Raw genomic sequence first — 15,690 nt, 5'->3', positions numbered from 1 at the left:
GGGCTAGTCCCAGCTTTTTTGCGGACAAATTTCCTAGTCACCCTTATCCTGGCGCTGTTTGACAGCGGTCAGCCGCGTGAACTCCTGCTCGCCCAGCAAATGGTGCAATGCCACGTCTTGCGGCTGGTGTTCGCGACGACCCAACCAGTAGAACAGCAGGCCCAATCCCAGCCAGACCGCCAACATGATGTATTCCGTCGGCCAAGCTAAGGCGACCGGCGACTTGGGATACAGCGTCGCGCCCGCAATCAAAATGGCCAGTAGACCGCCCAACAGGCTTGGCCACAGGTGTTTCAGCCGAAAGCCACCATTCAACGTGGGGTAAGTCCGGCGAATCCGCCACAGGGCTGCGGCCGTGATTGCCCAGGCCATGGCCACGAAGAAGCCGCCGAGGTCCAAAAAGTAAGTCATGGCGCCTTTGCCCAGCCAGCCGAAGCCGACCGCAAAGACCAAGACCAGCACCGTCGCGTTGACCGGCGTATTGTGTTTTTCATTGATTTTTGCAAATTGTGGTGGCAATAACCCGGCTCGTGCCAGCGATAGAATCAACCGGGGCGCCGCCGTGAACAGGCCAATGAAGCTGGTCAACAGGCCCAGAAAGGCAATCAGGTAGGCCGCCGTACCAAGCAACGGAAAGCCCGCGGCGGTGAAGGCCGTGATGGACCCCATGCTGAAGGTGGCCGTCTTTTCCCACGGGTAGACCCAGGCGCTGGCTAACAACACAACGATGTAGTAGCTGGCCGCTAGCAAAATGGCACCGACCACGGCCTTCCCAATCTTTCGCGGTGGCATGGCGGCTTCTTCGGCCAAAATCGTGACGACTTCCCACCCAGTCAAAAAGGTCATGGCCGGCAACACGAAGCGGACCACGTTGGCCCATGGGTCACTTCCCGCAGCGAAGGCGGGCCAGAAATTGTGCACGCTGCCTTGGGTAAAGCCGGTCACAATCAGCAGTGCGCCTAAAATAATCAGGCCGATAAACAGTACGGCCTGCACGCCCGCGGTCAACTTGGTGCCCCGGACATTTAGCGCAAAGATGAAGAGGGTGAAGGCCACGCCAATCGCCAGCTCCAGCAAGGAGACGTGGGCGCCCGCAATCGTGTAGCCTGGGCCGGCAGAAATCTGCGGAATCAGCGTCGCCAGCAACATACTCGACGCCGTCACATAAAAGGACAGCGCACTCAAATACGCCCCCAGGATCGCCCAACCGGTCGCAAAGCCCCAGCGTTTACCAAAAGCCAGGTAACTATAGACCACGGGACCGCCACTTCGCGGAAAGATGGAGGAGAGTTCCGCGAAGGACAATGAGGCCAGCACCGTGATGAAGGTGGCCAGCATGAAGCCAAAAATCTCGCCGCCCGCGCCGTACTTATCGAAGAAGATGCCATTGGTGTAGATCCAGCTACTCCCAATCACGCTGGATGCCCCCAAAATCAAGAGGCGGGGAAACGAAATGTGCCGAGACAGGTTCTGCATAATAATCGCTCGCTTTCATTGATTTAACGAAAAGAATAAGGGCCACAAATACTTGTGAAATTACTGAATTTATTCTACCTGATGGTAGCGCTTACAACAACTGAAACGGCTCGTGAGTTTCACAAATGGCAATTAAATTACCTTGACGAAAAATATTTGGCCGGCGATTACGGAGTTGACCTGTAAAGGGGGCAACAACGATGAACGCACGTAAACATTTGGCCCGATTGGGCAGCGACGACCGCCACCGGTTTCAGGGGACTTTTGAGCGCTACGGCCTTAAATCCGGATACCGTGGCCAGGAGGTAACGCTTCTGTTACGAGAGGTCCGCCTATTGCGGGACAATCGGCTGATGACCGACCACCTGTGGTTTAATCTGACGAAAGGGTTTCGCCAATTGGGCCAACTCAAGCGCGGGGATGTGATCCAATTTGATGGTCGGGTGAATAGTTATTTAAAAGGCTACCAAACGGAACTCCTGGCCGAAGCGACCATCGACTATCAGGTCAGCTGGCCGACCAAGATCACCCGCGTTTCCGGTGGGGTGCGGGCGCCGTTGCCGGATTGGTGGGAGCTGATCAGTATTATCCATCGAGGTAACCACGGGTAGGCAACCTGGCAAATGAATTGCGTCGGCGGCCAATTTCCACTACAGTAGATGCAATAACACTGGACTGGAAATGGAGGAATTTCGCATGTCAACGCCCTTACGATTCGATGAAACTCAGGGACAAGAACACACAGTACCGCTCGACGGGCAACCAGTCACCTACCGGGCGTTTATGGACCTCAACTACGTAACGATGCCCGTGGACCCAATCCAACGTCTCAATGTCTTCGTTCCCGCGCCGTACTTTAGCGGCGGAACAGTCAACGGTTATCAACGGGTGACCGCGCCGATCTTCATGCCGAACACGGTGGGCGGCTATCTGCCGGGTCCCCGCGACTTTCCGGATAATCCGGCGGTCTATAGCCGTGGTGAAACCATCTTACGGGCACTGCAACGTGGCTACGTCGTGGTTTCGGCGGGTCTGCGGGGCCGTAGTCAAACGGATGGTCAGGGCCAAAATATTGGGAAGGCCCCGGCCTTTATCGTAGACATGAAGGCGGCCGTACGCTACGTCAAGTTCAACGCCGGTCGTCTTCCGGGTAATCCCGAACGCATCATTACCAACGGAACTAGTGCCGGGGGCGCCACGTCAGCGCTGATGGGTGCCAGTGGCAACACCGATTTCTTTGAAAGCCGCCTGCAAGATTTGGGTGCGGCACCGGCCACGGACGATATTTTTGCCGTATCTGCTTACTGTCCGATTCACAACCTGGAGCACGCTGATGCCGCCTACGAATGGGAATTTGACGGCATCAAGCAGTGGCACCGCCAACGGATTCGGGTTGAAAATAATCGACAAATTTGTACCCCGATTCACGGCTACCTCAGCGAACGGGAACTGGCGCTGTCACCGCAACTCAAGGCAGCCTTCATCACGTACTTAAATGGCCTCGAACTCAAGGACCGCGCTGGCAATCCGCTGGCACTGGACCACACGGGTGAGGGGAGTTTTAAGGCCTTGATCTTGCGTGACCTGAAGGAGTCGGCACAAACTGCCCTGTCTGCTGGCCAAGACGTGACCAAGTATGCCGGCGTCATCGTCAACGGTACGACTGTGATCCGCATCGACTGGCCACAATATCTACGGGCGATTACGCGGATGAAATCAGTGCCGGCCTTTGATGCGCTGGATTTAAGCAATCCTGAAAACGACCTGTTTGGTAGCCGCTTAACGCCGGCCCGTCATTTCACGCCATTTGCGCAGGCTCAGAGCACCGTGACCGCTAGTTTGGCCGACGCTGACTTGGTGGCGGCAATCAATCCGTTGACGTACTTACTGAAAAAACAGAGTCACGTGGCGCCACACTGGCGGATTCGCCACGGGGCCGCCGACCGCGACACATCCTTTGCCATCCCCGTGATTCTGGCGACCAAGCTGGCTAATCGCGGCTATGACGTGGACTTTGCTTTGCCTTGGGCGACACCGCACAGTGGTGATTATGATCTGCCCGAACTCTTTGACTGGATCGATGGCTTGTGCCGTTAACGACTAAGACGATTACTGGTGTCGGTAGTTTGTCATGCAACACAACTTTACCCCAGCGTTTTGGTTTACTTTCGTGTGCAAAATCCCTATCATGAAGGGAACACAAAGGGGTGACGAAAATGCAGAGACTGTATGGTTGTGTGCCCTTACTCAATGTGGTCGGGAGTCTGATGTTCCTGCTGATCGTGTCGCTGCAACCGGCGACCACCAGCTTGGGCGTTGACTTTTACTGGCAAGGGACCAATCTTTTGGCGACGGCTGCCATGATCATCATCACCATCGCGACGGCCTTCGCGCACCAGCGTCGGACCAAACAATGGGGACTACTGATCAACGGCATCATCGTCGTGGCCATGGCATTAGGCCTGTGGCACGCGCAAGTCCCGGACGCCATCAGCGACTACCTGTGGCTCTGGGCGTTACTGATGATTTTTAACCTCGCCCTGATTGGTTGGGGATGGGGCAAATTACGACCGAAAACCAAATAACCACCGAAATCAGCAAAATGGTTTCGGTGGTTATTTTTTTGCGAGACGATGGGGCGTTTAGGGCCATGACCTAAATCAAAATCCCATTGCAGTGGTCCACTTCATGTTGGATGATTTGGGCCACAAAGCCAGTGAATGTCTGGTGCTGCGGCTGAAAGGCGGCGTTTAAAAAGTCGACGTCGATCGCTTTGTACCGTTGTGTTGGTCGCTCGCCAGTGAGTGACAGGCAGCCTTCGCTGGTCTGATACGGGCCGGCGTGTTTGGTGATGACCGGGTTTAACATGGCAATCGGCAGCATGCCCAGGTCGACCACGATAATGCGCCGGTTGACGCCAATCATGTTGGCGGCCATGCCCACACAATTTTCGCTATTGGCTTTCAAGGTGTCGAGTAGGTCGGTAACAATAGCCGCGTCCGCTGCCGTTGCCGGCGAGGATGGCTGTGACAGGCGCGTTTGGTCGTGAATAACAGGTTTGATCATGAATAGGGTCCTCCCAAAATAAGCATTTACTTAGTATAGCACGCCGCCGCGCCACGTTGGGTCAATCGTGTTTGTAGACGCATCGCGGTCCGGTAACTGCGGGTGCTGGTTTGCTGATAAAATGGCGAGCCGTTCAGCTGACCGTAAGCGGAACGACGGAAGTCCTGGCCGGTGACCGTCCAAAAGATCAGATGGGGTGTGATGGCCACGCGGTCGTTAACAGTGAGCCGGCTGGTCAGCCAGGTGTCCTGGTCAGCGGTATAGGTCGTCAACTTAACCAGTAACATGTGCTGATTTGTCGGGCCAGACCCCCACCAATTCGGGGCCTGTGCCATGTCGTGAAGATAAGCAGCGCCCGTCAGTAGACCAAAGGGTTGGGCAAAGTCGACGTGGGTGGCCAACAAGTTGGCCATGTGTGCTTGGCAAACGGCCGACGTTTCAGAGCAGTCGAACAAGCAGTTACCGGTGTTGCCGACGGTTTGGACGGCCGTGGCCCCGGCGGCCTGTAACCAGTCGCGCAGGTCGGCCATTTTGAGTTGGTGCGGGGTACCGGCGTTGATGGCCCGCAGAATCAGTAGGTTGGTCATGGTCAGTCCTCCTGGGTCAGCGTCTGGATAAAACGTTGTGTTGCCGCCGACAGCGTGCCGCGGGGGTAGACCAGTTGGAGGTGACTAATAAGCGGGTGAGCAAAGGGCCGCGTCACGAAGTCTGTCGTCAAAAAGGGCGCCGCTGATTTGGCGAATAAAGAAGTCACCCGCGTGGTTCCTTTGATCATCGCCAGCAGCGTCTCGATGTGTGGCGTGGTGAAACGGATATTGGGGGTGAAGCCGGCCTGTTGGTAGCGGTCACCCATTTTTTCGTACACGCCGGAGCCGGGGTTCAGGCTGACCACCTCGTAAGGACGCAGGTCGGCGATGGTCAATTGGGGTTTAGCAGCGAGGGGATGATCCGCCGCCAGGACCGTGATGAGCGTATCGTCAGCTAAGTTGACGGTGGCAAATTGGGAGGCGTTGAGCTGTTGGCTTTGGACGTCGCGAAGAATGCCGAGGTCGAGTTCCTGATTTTGTAATTTTTTCAGTAACGTGGCCCCTTCTAATTCTTCCAAGCGAATATTGAGTTGCGGGTACCGTTGCATGAACTGGCTCATCTGCGTGGCCAAACCGTATTGTGCCATGACTGGGACCGTGCCAACGTGAATGGTGCCGCGCTTGAGGTCACGGTATTCGGCCAGTTCGGTGGTCATCAATTGGTATTGCGCGGTGATGGTCTGGGCGTAACGGAAGAAGACTTCGCCGCTTTCGGTAATGGTCAGTCGGCGCTTGTTGCGCGTGGAAATTAGCGTGCTACCCAGCTCAGTCTGTAGCGTCTTCAACCGTTTAGATAGCGCCGATTGTGTGAGGTTCAGCTCAACGGCGGCGTCTGAGATATTACGAACTTGATAGAGAGTTATGAAGTTATAGAGATCATCAATCGTCATGGGCAAGTCCTTTCTAAAGTGCGTGATCGTTCGGAAGTGTGAAAACGGGGGTTACTAGCTAGCGTTTCTGCTTGCTTGAGAAGTACCCCGGATTAGAAAGCGGTCTTCCGACTCGTCTGCAGGATTGGCAAGAAAAAACAGCCAACCGAGTGCCACTGGGTTCGGTCAGATATGATCTTAGCCCAACTGTTGCCGATAGTTAAACGAAATTGTTGGTAAATCACTACTGTAGCCGGAAGTCCGTCAAATATGAGCTCAGCCGAGGCGGCGAGACCGCTCTGTGGCTCGTCCCGCCGCCCACCGCGTCCCGGCTCATATTTGGCGGACAGGAGGCGGCCAGCGCGTACCATTCGTTAGCTATTATTCCTGTTAGGCATAACGTTAGTCGAAACGTGAGTTGTTTGCAACTGTTTTCCCCCGTAAGCTAGTAATTGTAGATGAAATCAAGGAGGTCAGCACATGACAAAAGAACCGTATGACTTACGTAAAGTATTAGCAGAACTCAAGACGCATCCCGGGCAATACCACGCAACGGATGTGGCTGTAGATCCCAACGCCGAGCTTTCCGGTGTGTACCGCTACATCGGGGCTGGGGGAACCGTCGCCCGGCCAACTCAGGAGGGGCCAGCCATGATGTTCAACAACGTCAAGGGCTTTGCCGGCACCCGGGTCCTGACCGGTTTGATGGCCAGTCGACAACGCGTTGGGTTGATGTTTCACCATGATGCCCACACACTGGGACAATTTTTAAATGATGCGGTGGAAAATCCCGTGCCGCCAGTCATGGTCGATGACGCCCCGGCCCACGAAGTCGTGCATCGGGCGACCGACCCAGACTTTGATATTCGTAAATTGGTGGCGGCCCCGACCAACACCCCTGAGGATGCCGGTCCCTATATCACGGTGGGGGTGGTCCTGGGGTCAAACAAGGCCAAGACCATGAGCGACGTGACGATTCACCGGATGGTGCTAGAGGATAAGGACAAGCTGGGCATTTATATCATGCCGGGTGGCCGCCATATCGGTGCATTTGCCAAGGAATATGAGGCTGCCAACGAACCGATGCCGGTGACCATCAACATCGGGTTGGACCCCGCCATTACTATTGGGTGCACGTTCGAGCCACCAACCACGCCACTGGGTTACAACGAACTGGGCGTTGCTGGGGCGATTCGCCAAGAGGCGGTCGGCTTGACGCCCGCGTTAACAGTTGACGAGAACGCCATTGCCCGTTCCGAATTTACCCTGGAAGGCTACATCATGCCGAACGAACGCATCCAAGAAGATATCAACACCCACACGGGCAAGGCGATGCCTGAATTTCCTGGTTACGATGGCGACGCCAATCCCGCGCTTCAGGTGATCAAGGTCACGGCGGTCACGCACCGCAAGGACCCCATCATGCAAAGTGTTATCGGGCCTTCCGAAGAGCACGTCAGCATGGCCGGTATTCCCACCGAGGCCAGCATTTTAGAGCTGACTAACCGGGCGATTCCGGGTAAGGTGTTGAACGTTTACAATCCGCCAGCTGGTGGGGGCAAATTGATGACCATCATGCAAATTCACAAGGAAGACGAGGCCGATGAAGGGATTCAGCGGCAAGCGGCGCTCCTGGCATTTTCGGCGTTCAAGGAATTAAAGACGGTCATCTTGGTGGATGAAGACGTCGATATTTTTGATATGAACGATGTGATGTGGACCGTGAACACGCGGTTCCAGGCGGATCAGGACTTACTGGTCTTGCCGGGGATGCGCAACCACCCGTTGGACCCTTCCGAACGGCCGGCGTACGACCCTAAGTCGATTCGGACCCGGGGGATGTCGTCAAAATTGGTGATCGACGGCACCGTGCCATTTGATATGCGTGATCAGTTCGTCCGGGCCAAGTTCATGGACGTGCCGGATTGGCAGAAGTACTTGAAGTAAAGGACTGGTAAAAAATGAAGAAGATTGTAATTGGCGTGACCGGTGCTTCCGGGACGATTTATGCGATCGACCTGTTGCAAAAACTGCAAGCCGTGCCTGACGTGGAGACCCATTTGGTCATGAGCGCTTGGGCTAAGAAAAACTTGGCGTTAGAGACCGACTATACGTTGGCAGACATCAAGGCACTGGCCGACGTGGTCTACAGTGACCGGGACCAGGGCGCGGCGATTGCCAGCGGATCCTTTCTCAATGACGGCATGGTCATCGTGCCCGCCAGCATGAAGACGGTCGCCAGCATTGCGTATGGCTTTGGCGATAACCTGGTGGCGCGGGCGGCCGACGTGACCATCAAGGAGCAGCGTAAACTGGTCATCGTTCCCCGGGAGACGCCGTTAAGCGTGATTCATTTGGAAAATCTGACCAAATTAGCCCGGTTGGGGGCCCAGATCATTCCGCCGATTCCCGCCTTTTACAATCATCCGCAAACCATTCAAGACCTGGTCGATCACCAAACGATGAAGGTGCTGGACGCATTCGGAATCGCGGCACCCCAAGCAAAACGTTGGGAGGGCGATTAGACATGCCACAATTTAGCGTGACGCAAAAAGACTATACGATTACCGCAGACCTAACCGTGATTGGCAAGGACCTGCTGATTGTGGTGACCGGTGGCAGTAATCCGCATATCGGCGACGTGACCACGCTGACCAAGGACACGCCGCTACAGACGACGAAGTTTCCCAGCCACGATGGCCGTTTTCACAAGGATAACTTTGTGGGTGAGCGTGTGGCGAAGGTGGTGCAACCGGTCTTGCCGGGCAGTTGTACCATTACGGCCGGTATTCACGTGAACCAGATCACCAAGGCTCAGATTGCGGCCTCGGCGCCGATGGGTGAGGCACTGGGCCGGCAAATCGTGGCATGGCTGCGGCAACATCCCGTGGTGGCGCCAACGCCAGAGTATTACAGCGATACGGAACAGCCGCAGTAGCCCGCCGGATCTTTCAGTAACCGTTGCCAATCTGTAACACGATTCCCGGACTTCCGAGCGTATAATTGGGAGTAACAAATGGGCTGGACTCGTTTGGAATCGGGGAGGATTCATTTATGAAAAAAATGTTAATCGGACTGGCCGTGCTGGCCACCGTAGCCACGGTCGGCGGCAGTCAACTGACGACACCGACCACGGCGCAGGCCAAGGCCAAAACCACGCTGAAGACACTGCCCAAGCGCTACCGGCACACGTGGTATCACTACGCCAACGGGAAGCTGTCGACGCTGACCTTTAGCAAGCGGACGATTGCCGGACGGACCTACTACGCTGGCGACCAGCAGGCGACAAAATACTTGGCCCACATCCATGCGCACAAATTGACGGCGACGAAATTTCACCGCCACATCTCTTGGAGCTCGGTCGTACCAGTTAACGCCCACCACAGCCAATGGCTCAATGTGCGCGGCTGGAATCAGGTCATGGGCGACGGTGATTTTTACCGGGTCATGACCAAAACGGTGCGGGGCAAACGGGTCCAAGTTTTAAGCCAAGCCGGCGGGGCCGGCGTCTGGACCGCAGCACACTATTACCAGAGCAAGCAAGTCGCCAAACAGCGCGGCAACAAACACTTCAGCGGGGAAGTTTACTACAAGTGATCTGGCTGTAGTCCGCCTACCGTTACGTGAAACTCTAGGCTGGAACGCTGGGGAAGGACGGTCCGAGCCAAGGCCCGGTCTCGAACCTTGCTTTGAGCCGAAAGTCACGTCTCAAAGTCACCAATTTAGTAGCCAAAGACGCTACTAAATTCCCCGGCTGAGCCTAGATTTCACTTCACTTCCGGCTCAGATTGAAAGTCTGGCAGTATTCCCCACGATAACTTGGTAAAAACGCCTAATGGAGGAACGCTGCTGACTGACTCCGGCGAGTGGGTGCTTATCAGTGGCACTGAAAGAAGTCAAGTTTAATTGTAAGCATCTCTGTAGCCGAGAGTCCGCCAGATTGGACCGTGTGGCCGCAGGCATGATTTCAATGATTTGTATGAAAACTATCATAACAAGGAGGAAGCAAATGTGCGGGTGAACGTGTTACAACAGACGCCTGACGAAGGTCCCGGTGCGATTCAGAGCTGGGCCAACGCCAATCGTCACGAACTTTACATTTACCATCCAGCCGAATTCGGTCAGCTACCGACCGCCGACCAGACGGATATGTTGGTAATCTTGGGTGGACCGATGAGTCCCAACGACGATTTGCCGTGGATCAAGGCGGAACGGCAGTTGATTCAGCAATTATTGACGGCGCACAAGCCCATCTTTGGCGTCTGCTTTGGGGCGCAGCAAATCGTCAAGCAACTGGGTGGGGCCGTTCATGCGGCGCCGGTCAAGGAAGTGGGCTGGGCCCCGGTCACCCGGCAAAGCGCCGTGATTCCAGGTGTACCGGCCGAAGTGACCGTGTTGCACTGGCACGAGGAAATGTTTGACCTACCGCCGCAAGCCCAGCTACTCTTTTCTAGCGCTCACCTGCGCAACCAAGGCTTCTTACTCGGTGACAACGTGATTGGCCTGCAATTTCACCTGGAACCTTTGCCCAATAACGTTCGCGAAATGGTGGTCAACGACGGCGACTACGCGACGGGTTCCGTCCTGGCCCAAACGCCCCAGCAGATTCTCGATTATCCCGAATCCGTTGAAACGGAATCCTTAACGTTTCGGTTGCTGGATTACATCACCAAGCATCAATCAGCAACGGGTAATGGCCAATTGAGCTAACTCACATGCATACGAAACAGCGTTGACAGTCCTTTCACGAGGGCTGTCTTTTTTTGGCAACAGTGAAAAATTTTAAAAATGAGCTTGCATTCACTTTTAAATGTGCTATATTGGTGGTGTGGTAATTGAGCACTCACTTAATTTTGTGAGTTAGGAGATGAGACCATTGCGGCAAAAGACTTATCGAACGTTTCAAGAGGATTTGGTCACTAGTCGGCATCAGCATTGGCGTTTGCCTAGCGATTACGATTGGCGGTTGCCGGGACGGGCCTGGCAACGTCGGTGGGTGCGACGTTTGGCCAAGGGCATTAGCATCCTGTATGTCCACACTCACGGGATGACGATTAAAAATGGCTGGCGGTTAGCAACGGCCGGACCGTGTGTGGTCTACGGCAATCACACCCAACCTACGGGCGACGTACTGTTACCCCTGTACTTGGGCGCGGCCCAGCGATTTAACGTCTTAGCTAGTCCTGCGAACCTGGGGATTCCGGTGATCGGCCCACTGACGCTTTTCGGTGGGGCGGTGCCGACACCACAGACGCTCTCGCAGATGCGGGCGTTTCGCCGTGCGGTTCATACCAAGTTGGCGGCGGGAGAATGGCTGATGGTTTACCCCGAGGAACACGTGTGGCCGTATTATCCGGGACTGCGGCCGTTTAATCCGGGGGCCTTCCACTTTCCGGTGAGCGAACGGGTGCCTGCCTACGCGATTACCGTGACCTATCGCCATCGGTGGTTGCGACGTCCACGCCGGGTCATTTACGTCGATGGCCCGTTTCGCCCCGACCCGCAGTTATCGGCTAAGCAACAGCAGCGGCAGTTAGAGCAGCAGGTGAACGCCTGCATGGCCAAACGGGTCGCAACGACCAATATCAGTTATGTTCACTATCGGGAGGTGCAATGATGAATATTTTATATTGTGGGGATGCCAATATGAAACGCGGCTTGTTGATCTCGATTCTGTCCCTGGTGAAATGGGTCCCAGAACCGCTCAACATTACCATCTTAACGGCTCGGATGGCCAGTGATGCGCGGCAGTTCTTTCCCTTGACGGCGACCACCGCGCAGGCCTTGGATCACCTGGTCAAACAACGTAATCCGGCTAGTCAGGTCACTCGAGTAGATGTGAGCGCGCTGGTGCGGCAGACGCCGCCAACTGCCAATCGCAATACGATCTTTACGCCGTGTTGCGTGTTGCGGCTGTACGCGGATCAGGTGCCGGGATTACCGGATCGGCTGTTGTACTTGGACACGGACGTCATTTGTCGGCGCGACCCGTCACCCATGTATCGGCAAGAACTGACTGGCAGCGAGTACGCCGGTGTTTTGGACCACTACGGCCGCTGGTTCTTTCATCAGCATTGGCCGCGTTGGGATTACGTGAATTCTGGTGTTCTGTTGTTGAATTTGGCAGAGATACGGCGCACGGGGTTATTTGCCCGAAGTCGGCAGTTGTGCCAAGTCCAAGAGATGTTTATGCCAGACCAATCGGCGCTCCATCAACTGGTCACGCACCAGCGACTCTTGCCACGGCGGTACAACGAACAGCGTCGCCTCCACACCGACACCGTTTTTCAGCACTTTACGACCAGCTTTCGGTTCTTCCCGTGGGTCCACACCCTCACCGTCAAGCCGTGGGAGGTCACGGCCATGCACCAGCGATTGAAGCTTCATGAATATGATGATATTTTAGCGGATTATCAAAAATTGATTCCAAACTTATAAAAGGAGTCCTCACCATGACAAACACAACGATTCCAGTTTTCTTCTCCATCAACGACGCCTACGCGCCATATCTGTCCGTCGCGCTGACGTCAATCATTGCTCACGCCGATTCTGCCCAGCAGTACGAGATCATCGTGCTGTGCGATGAGTTGTCTACCGCCAATCAAGCCAAGCTAGGCCAACAGGCGACCGCCAATGTGACGATTCGCTTCGTGCCCATGCAAGACAGCTTAAAGGCTCAGTTGGGTGGCGAGCATATGAAATTACGCGGGGACACCTTCACCCTGACGATTTATTTCCGCTTGTTCATTGCCGCCATGTTTCCCCAGTATGACCGCGGCATTTACTTGGACGCCGACGTGGTAACGATCACGGATCTGGCCGAACTATTTGCCCAGCCGCTAGGGGACAATCTGGTGGGTGCCGTAGCGGATACCTTCGCCGCGGATAATGCGCAGAGTGTGGCCTACGTGGAACAACACCTCCGGCTGCCCATTGCCGATTACTTCAATTCCGGGGTGATGTTGCTGAATCTCAAGCAGATGCGGGCAGAACAGTTTAACGAAAAATTCATTCACTGTCTTACCGACTACCGGGTCGACTTTATTGCCCCCGACCAGGATTACCTGAACCTGCTGTGCCGCAACCGGGTGTTGCACTTGGACCGGGCTTGGAACGTGATGCCGACGACCCAGACCCGCGTCACGGCACCTAAGTTGCTACACTACAGTCTGTTCGGCAAGCCGTGGTACTACGCTGACGCACAAAACGGCGATTATTTCTGGGCCATCGCACCGCAATCACCGTACTATCCGGAAATTCAGGCCATCCAGCAGGCCTACACTGACGCCGACCGCGCCAAGGACCGGGAAACAGAACAGGGGTTGTTGGGTCAGTTGAACGTATTTGCCAGTCAGAGTCGGGCCAGTTTGGACCAAATGGAAAAGGAGCTGAGCTAAATGATTATTGGTGGGATGAAGCAACAAGTCGTGGCCAACATTGAACGCGATGCCGCGGCGGGACAATTCAACGCCAAAGTGGAGGTGGCTGATCCCACTTTGACCAAGCCCCAACAACAAGACCTGTTGCGCCAGTACTTGGCACGACGGGACACACTTACGTATCGGGTGAATAACCACGTGTCGCGGCGCGTCGCCAACTTGGCCACGCGCTACTTCAACCGCCGCACGGAGATTCACGGCTTGGCCAACTTGCAAGGCGTAACGGGTGGTGCCATTGTCACCAGCAACCACTTCAACCCGCTGGACAACACGGTCGTGCGCAAGACGATGCGGGCCGCGGGACGCAAGCGACTATTCATCGTTAGTCGTGACACGAACTTGGAAATGGGTGGGCTGATCGGCTATTTGATGACTTACTACGACACCATCCCCATCAGCGATGACAAGGAGTACGCCGGCCGGGTATTTCCCCAATTGGTCGAACAGGTGCTAGCCAACCAGCAATTGTTACTGATCTATCCGGAACAAGAAATGTGGTTCAACTACCGCAAGCCGCGGCCGGTCAAGCGTGGCGCGTACTACTACGCCGCCAAGTTCGGCGTGCCGGTCGTGTCGTGCTTCGTGGAGATTCGTGACCTGCCGCGGGTGGACAACGCCGAATTCGACCAAACCCGCTACGTGATGCACGTCTTGCCAACGATTTATCCGGACCCGCAGTTATCGGTCAGGGAGAATAGTCGCCGTATGATGGCCACGGATTACCAGCAAAAGAAGGCCGCCTACGAAACGGCGTACGGCAAGCCGCTGACCTACCGCGCGGAACCCGACGACATTGCCGGTTGGCGCGGTGATCAACAGTCGCTAGCCATTGGTCCGTCAAAAACGGTATAATTAAACGTAAATAACCTCGCTGCCAGGGCGGCGAAAGATGGAGCGACAGTCATGAAGAAAAGTGCACAACAGCGACAAAATATCATCGACGTTGGCCGACAGCTCTTTGCCCAAAAGGGGTACGCCGGTACCTCGACCCGCCAGATCAATGAACAGGCGGGCATTGCGGAAGGGCTACTTTACTATTACTTTCCCCAGGGAAAACACCAATTACTCGACGTTATCGTACGCGAGGGCGTCGATAGCCGCATGCGAGTGGCACATGAGCTATTAGATAATTGGGACGGTTCGGACGTCGAGACCCACGTAATGGCGCTGTTTGATGGAATTGCGACGGTCATTCAAGATGAGGTGGGCTACCAGTCCTTTCTTATCACGGTCCGTGAACGCGAAATGTTGTCAGACGACCAATCAGCCTGGTTGATTCAGTCATTTGACGGCGTGCAGGCGAGCCTGGTGAAGTCGTTTTTGAACCTGCAGACCCGCCGAACGCCTGCAGAGTTACAGACGTTGGCACATACGCTGATGTCGATCTTTATTCGGACGTTGTTTGACGAACTCCTATTACGCAATCATCGCCACCTGGCACCCGGAACCCGTGAAAAAGTCGACCAACAAGTGCGCTTGGTCTTGCAAGTCCTGTAGCACTAGAAAACGGTTGTCTTACCTTTACAAACGAAATTCACCAGGTATTTGTGACCCGTTTAGCGTGGGCTTAAGAAATTCTTACGATTCGTTGCGCGCAAGTAGACAGAAAAATGCATCAGTAACTGTGGTTAAGTCGCAGCTACTGATGCATTTTTGAGTTGGTAGCTGGTTCTGGCTGGCCGCCTTACCGTTCGCCAAACTTGGACCGTGACGCTGTGGGAAGGACCGGTCGAAGCCAAAGGGCGCTCCGCATACCCCGGTGTCTGGGTGTAGGCGATGTCCAGCGTGTAGCCGTCGGGACTGACCATGTGCGGCGCGGTCCCAGTGAGGTATTGGCCCCGAATCGTGGCTGGGGCAAAGGCCGTCCGGTAACTGTCGCGTTTGGCCGGCGTCGGGTGGTCCCAGAAGTCCTGACGTTCCGCCCACTTGGGTCCCAGACCGGCCTGATAGACGTTGCCATTTTGACTGACGATGCCCCGGATCCAGTCGGGGTGAGCCGCGGCGATTCGGAAGCCAATTGGGGCGCCGTAGTCAAAGACGTAAATGTAGGCGGGGCCCAGGTCGAGCGTTTGCCAAAGGGCCGTCATGATGGCGCTCAGGTGGTCAAAGGTGTAGGCAAATTGGGTGTGGTCGGGGGCGCTGGATTGGCCGAAACCAGGGTAGTCCGGCGCAATCACGTGGAAGTGGTCGGCTAGGGTCGCCGGCCTCACGGTAGAAGATGTCTAAATCGTTAACGGTAACAGTGTGATAGCT

Annotated in this window: 18 protein-coding genes; 13 read left to right on the top strand and 5 right to left on the bottom strand. The window is 55.3% G+C overall.

What is annotated here, in order from left to right; genetic code table 11:
- Positions 1-33: 33 nt before the first annotated feature.
- Positions 34-1,476 carry an APC family permease gene (locus tag NGM66_RS01235; RefSeq protein ID WP_208908387.1) on the bottom strand — a complete coding sequence of 481 codons (1,443 nt, stop codon included), beginning with the start codon at positions 1,474-1,476 and terminating at the stop codon, positions 34-36.
- Positions 1,477-1,676: 200 nt separating this feature from the next.
- Here NGM66_RS01235 and NGM66_RS01230 point away from each other — a divergent pair, with 200 nt between their 5' ends.
- From NGM66_RS01230 to NGM66_RS01220, 3 genes are all read left to right on the top strand, one after another.
- Positions 1,677-2,087, top strand: coding sequence for a hypothetical protein (locus NGM66_RS01230; RefSeq protein ID WP_208908389.1), 411 nt, complete (start codon positions 1,677-1,679; stop codon positions 2,085-2,087).
- Between the two features lie 85 nt (positions 2,088-2,172).
- Positions 2,173-3,573 (top strand): subtype B tannase, encoded by a 1,401-nt coding sequence (locus tag NGM66_RS01225; RefSeq protein ID WP_208908391.1) that lies wholly within the window; start codon positions 2,173-2,175, stop codon positions 3,571-3,573.
- Between the two features lie 119 nt (positions 3,574-3,692).
- Positions 3,693-4,061 (top strand): hypothetical protein, encoded by a 369-nt coding sequence (locus NGM66_RS01220; protein ID WP_208908393.1) that lies wholly within the window; start codon positions 3,693-3,695, stop codon positions 4,059-4,061.
- Between the two features lie 70 nt (positions 4,062-4,131).
- Here NGM66_RS01220 and NGM66_RS01215 read toward each other — a convergent pair whose 3' ends face one another.
- The 3 genes from NGM66_RS01215 to NGM66_RS01205 are packed head-to-tail and all read right to left on the bottom strand — an operon-like array spanning position 4,132 to position 6,019.
- On the bottom strand, positions 4,132-4,542 hold the full coding sequence (locus NGM66_RS01215; protein WP_208908395.1) for a peptide deformylase: 411 nt from the start codon (positions 4,540-4,542) through the stop codon (positions 4,132-4,134).
- A 26-nt stretch (positions 4,543-4,568) separates the two neighbouring features.
- Positions 4,569-5,129, bottom strand: a complete 561-nt coding sequence (locus tag NGM66_RS01210; protein WP_208908398.1) for a DUF1697 domain-containing protein — start codon at positions 5,127-5,129, stop codon at positions 4,569-4,571.
- A 2-nt stretch (positions 5,130-5,131) separates the two neighbouring features.
- Positions 5,132-6,019, bottom strand: coding sequence for a LysR family transcriptional regulator (locus NGM66_RS01205; protein WP_208908400.1), 888 nt, complete (start codon positions 6,017-6,019; stop codon positions 5,132-5,134).
- A gap of 459 nt (positions 6,020-6,478) precedes the next feature.
- Between NGM66_RS01205 and NGM66_RS01200 the strand changes: the two genes are divergently transcribed.
- The 10 genes from NGM66_RS01200 (at position 6,479) to NGM66_RS01155 (ending at position 14,934) form a co-directional block, all read left to right on the top strand.
- Positions 6,479-7,945 carry a UbiD family decarboxylase gene (locus NGM66_RS01200; protein ID WP_208908402.1) on the top strand — a complete coding sequence of 489 codons (1,467 nt, stop codon included), beginning with the start codon at positions 6,479-6,481 and terminating at the stop codon, positions 7,943-7,945.
- 14 nt (positions 7,946-7,959) lie between these two features.
- Positions 7,960-8,523 carry a UbiX family flavin prenyltransferase gene (locus NGM66_RS01195; RefSeq protein WP_208908405.1) on the top strand — a complete coding sequence of 188 codons (564 nt, stop codon included), beginning with the start codon at positions 7,960-7,962 and terminating at the stop codon, positions 8,521-8,523.
- A gap of 2 nt (positions 8,524-8,525) precedes the next feature.
- Positions 8,526-8,936 (top strand): prenylated flavin chaperone LpdD, encoded by a 411-nt coding sequence (lpdD, locus tag NGM66_RS01190; protein ID WP_208908408.1) that lies wholly within the window; start codon positions 8,526-8,528, stop codon positions 8,934-8,936.
- 116 nt (positions 8,937-9,052) lie between these two features.
- Positions 9,053-9,595, top strand: coding sequence for a hypothetical protein (locus tag NGM66_RS01185; RefSeq protein ID WP_208908410.1), 543 nt, complete (start codon positions 9,053-9,055; stop codon positions 9,593-9,595).
- 414 nt (positions 9,596-10,009) lie between these two features.
- On the top strand, positions 10,010-10,708 hold the full coding sequence (locus NGM66_RS01180; RefSeq protein WP_208908411.1) for a type 1 glutamine amidotransferase: 699 nt from the start codon (positions 10,010-10,012) through the stop codon (positions 10,706-10,708).
- Between the two features lie 166 nt (positions 10,709-10,874).
- Positions 10,875-11,615, top strand: coding sequence for a 1-acyl-sn-glycerol-3-phosphate acyltransferase (locus NGM66_RS01175; RefSeq protein WP_208908413.1), 741 nt, complete (start codon positions 10,875-10,877; stop codon positions 11,613-11,615).
- A complete protein-coding gene (locus NGM66_RS01170) occupies positions 11,615-12,436 on the top strand; it encodes a glycosyltransferase family 8 protein (RefSeq protein ID WP_208910988.1) in 822 nt (273 codons plus the stop codon). The genes NGM66_RS01175 and NGM66_RS01170 overlap by 1 nt, the downstream gene beginning before the upstream one ends.
- A gap of 14 nt (positions 12,437-12,450) precedes the next feature.
- Positions 12,451-13,395 (top strand): glycosyltransferase family 8 protein, encoded by a 945-nt coding sequence (locus NGM66_RS01165; protein ID WP_208908415.1) that lies wholly within the window; start codon positions 12,451-12,453, stop codon positions 13,393-13,395.
- Complete coding sequence (locus tag NGM66_RS01160) at positions 13,396-14,289, top strand: lysophospholipid acyltransferase family protein (protein WP_208908417.1); 894 nt, start codon at positions 13,396-13,398, stop codon at positions 14,287-14,289.
- Positions 14,290-14,340: 51 nt separating this feature from the next.
- The gene (locus NGM66_RS01155; RefSeq protein WP_208908419.1) at positions 14,341-14,934 is read left to right on the top strand and encodes a TetR/AcrR family transcriptional regulator; all 594 of its coding nucleotides are present in this window, start codon (positions 14,341-14,343) and stop codon (positions 14,932-14,934) included.
- A 131-nt stretch (positions 14,935-15,065) separates the two neighbouring features.
- Here NGM66_RS01155 and NGM66_RS01150 read toward each other — a convergent pair whose 3' ends face one another.
- Complete coding sequence (locus tag NGM66_RS01150) at positions 15,066-15,647, bottom strand: alpha/beta fold hydrolase (RefSeq protein WP_245155311.1); 582 nt, start codon at positions 15,645-15,647, stop codon at positions 15,066-15,068.
- Positions 15,648-15,690 lie beyond the last annotated feature (43 nt).

The organism is Levilactobacillus yiduensis (assembly GCF_024718525.1).
GTDB classification, from domain to species: Bacteria; Bacillota; Bacilli; order Lactobacillales; family Lactobacillaceae; genus Levilactobacillus; species Levilactobacillus yiduensis.
Note: the sequence above shows the minus strand (reverse complement) of the source record. Positions and strands in the feature narration are given on the sequence as shown.

Excerpts from the sequence above, each read along its gene's own strand:
- NGM66_RS01235 (WP_208908387.1), bottom strand. The coding sequence starts at position 1,476 with ATGCAGAACCTGTCTCGGCACATTTCGTTTCCCCGCCTCTTGATTTTG.
- NGM66_RS01230 (WP_208908389.1), top strand. The coding sequence starts at position 1,677 with ATGAACGCACGTAAACATTTGGCCCGATTGGGCAGCGACGACCGCCAC.
- NGM66_RS01225 (WP_208908391.1), top strand. The coding sequence starts at position 2,173 with ATGTCAACGCCCTTACGATTCGATGAAACTCAGGGACAAGAACACACA.
- NGM66_RS01220 (WP_208908393.1), top strand. The coding sequence starts at position 3,693 with ATGCAGAGACTGTATGGTTGTGTGCCCTTACTCAATGTGGTCGGGAGT.
- NGM66_RS01215 (WP_208908395.1), bottom strand. The coding sequence starts at position 4,542 with ATGATCAAACCTGTTATTCACGACCAAACGCGCCTGTCACAGCCATCC.
- NGM66_RS01210 (WP_208908398.1), bottom strand. The coding sequence starts at position 5,129 with ATGACCAACCTACTGATTCTGCGGGCCATCAACGCCGGTACCCCGCAC.
- NGM66_RS01205 (WP_208908400.1), bottom strand. The coding sequence starts at position 6,019 with ATGACGATTGATGATCTCTATAACTTCATAACTCTCTATCAAGTTCGT.
- NGM66_RS01200 (WP_208908402.1), top strand. The coding sequence starts at position 6,479 with ATGACAAAAGAACCGTATGACTTACGTAAAGTATTAGCAGAACTCAAG.
- NGM66_RS01195 (WP_208908405.1), top strand. The coding sequence starts at position 7,960 with ATGAAGAAGATTGTAATTGGCGTGACCGGTGCTTCCGGGACGATTTAT.
- lpdD (WP_208908408.1), top strand. The coding sequence starts at position 8,526 with ATGCCACAATTTAGCGTGACGCAAAAAGACTATACGATTACCGCAGAC.
- NGM66_RS01185 (WP_208908410.1), top strand. The coding sequence starts at position 9,053 with ATGAAAAAAATGTTAATCGGACTGGCCGTGCTGGCCACCGTAGCCACG.
- NGM66_RS01170 (WP_208910988.1), top strand. The coding sequence starts at position 11,615 with ATGAATATTTTATATTGTGGGGATGCCAATATGAAACGCGGCTTGTTG.
- NGM66_RS01165 (WP_208908415.1), top strand. The coding sequence starts at position 12,451 with ATGACAAACACAACGATTCCAGTTTTCTTCTCCATCAACGACGCCTAC.
- NGM66_RS01160 (WP_208908417.1), top strand. The coding sequence starts at position 13,396 with ATGATTATTGGTGGGATGAAGCAACAAGTCGTGGCCAACATTGAACGC.
- NGM66_RS01155 (WP_208908419.1), top strand. The coding sequence starts at position 14,341 with ATGAAGAAAAGTGCACAACAGCGACAAAATATCATCGACGTTGGCCGA.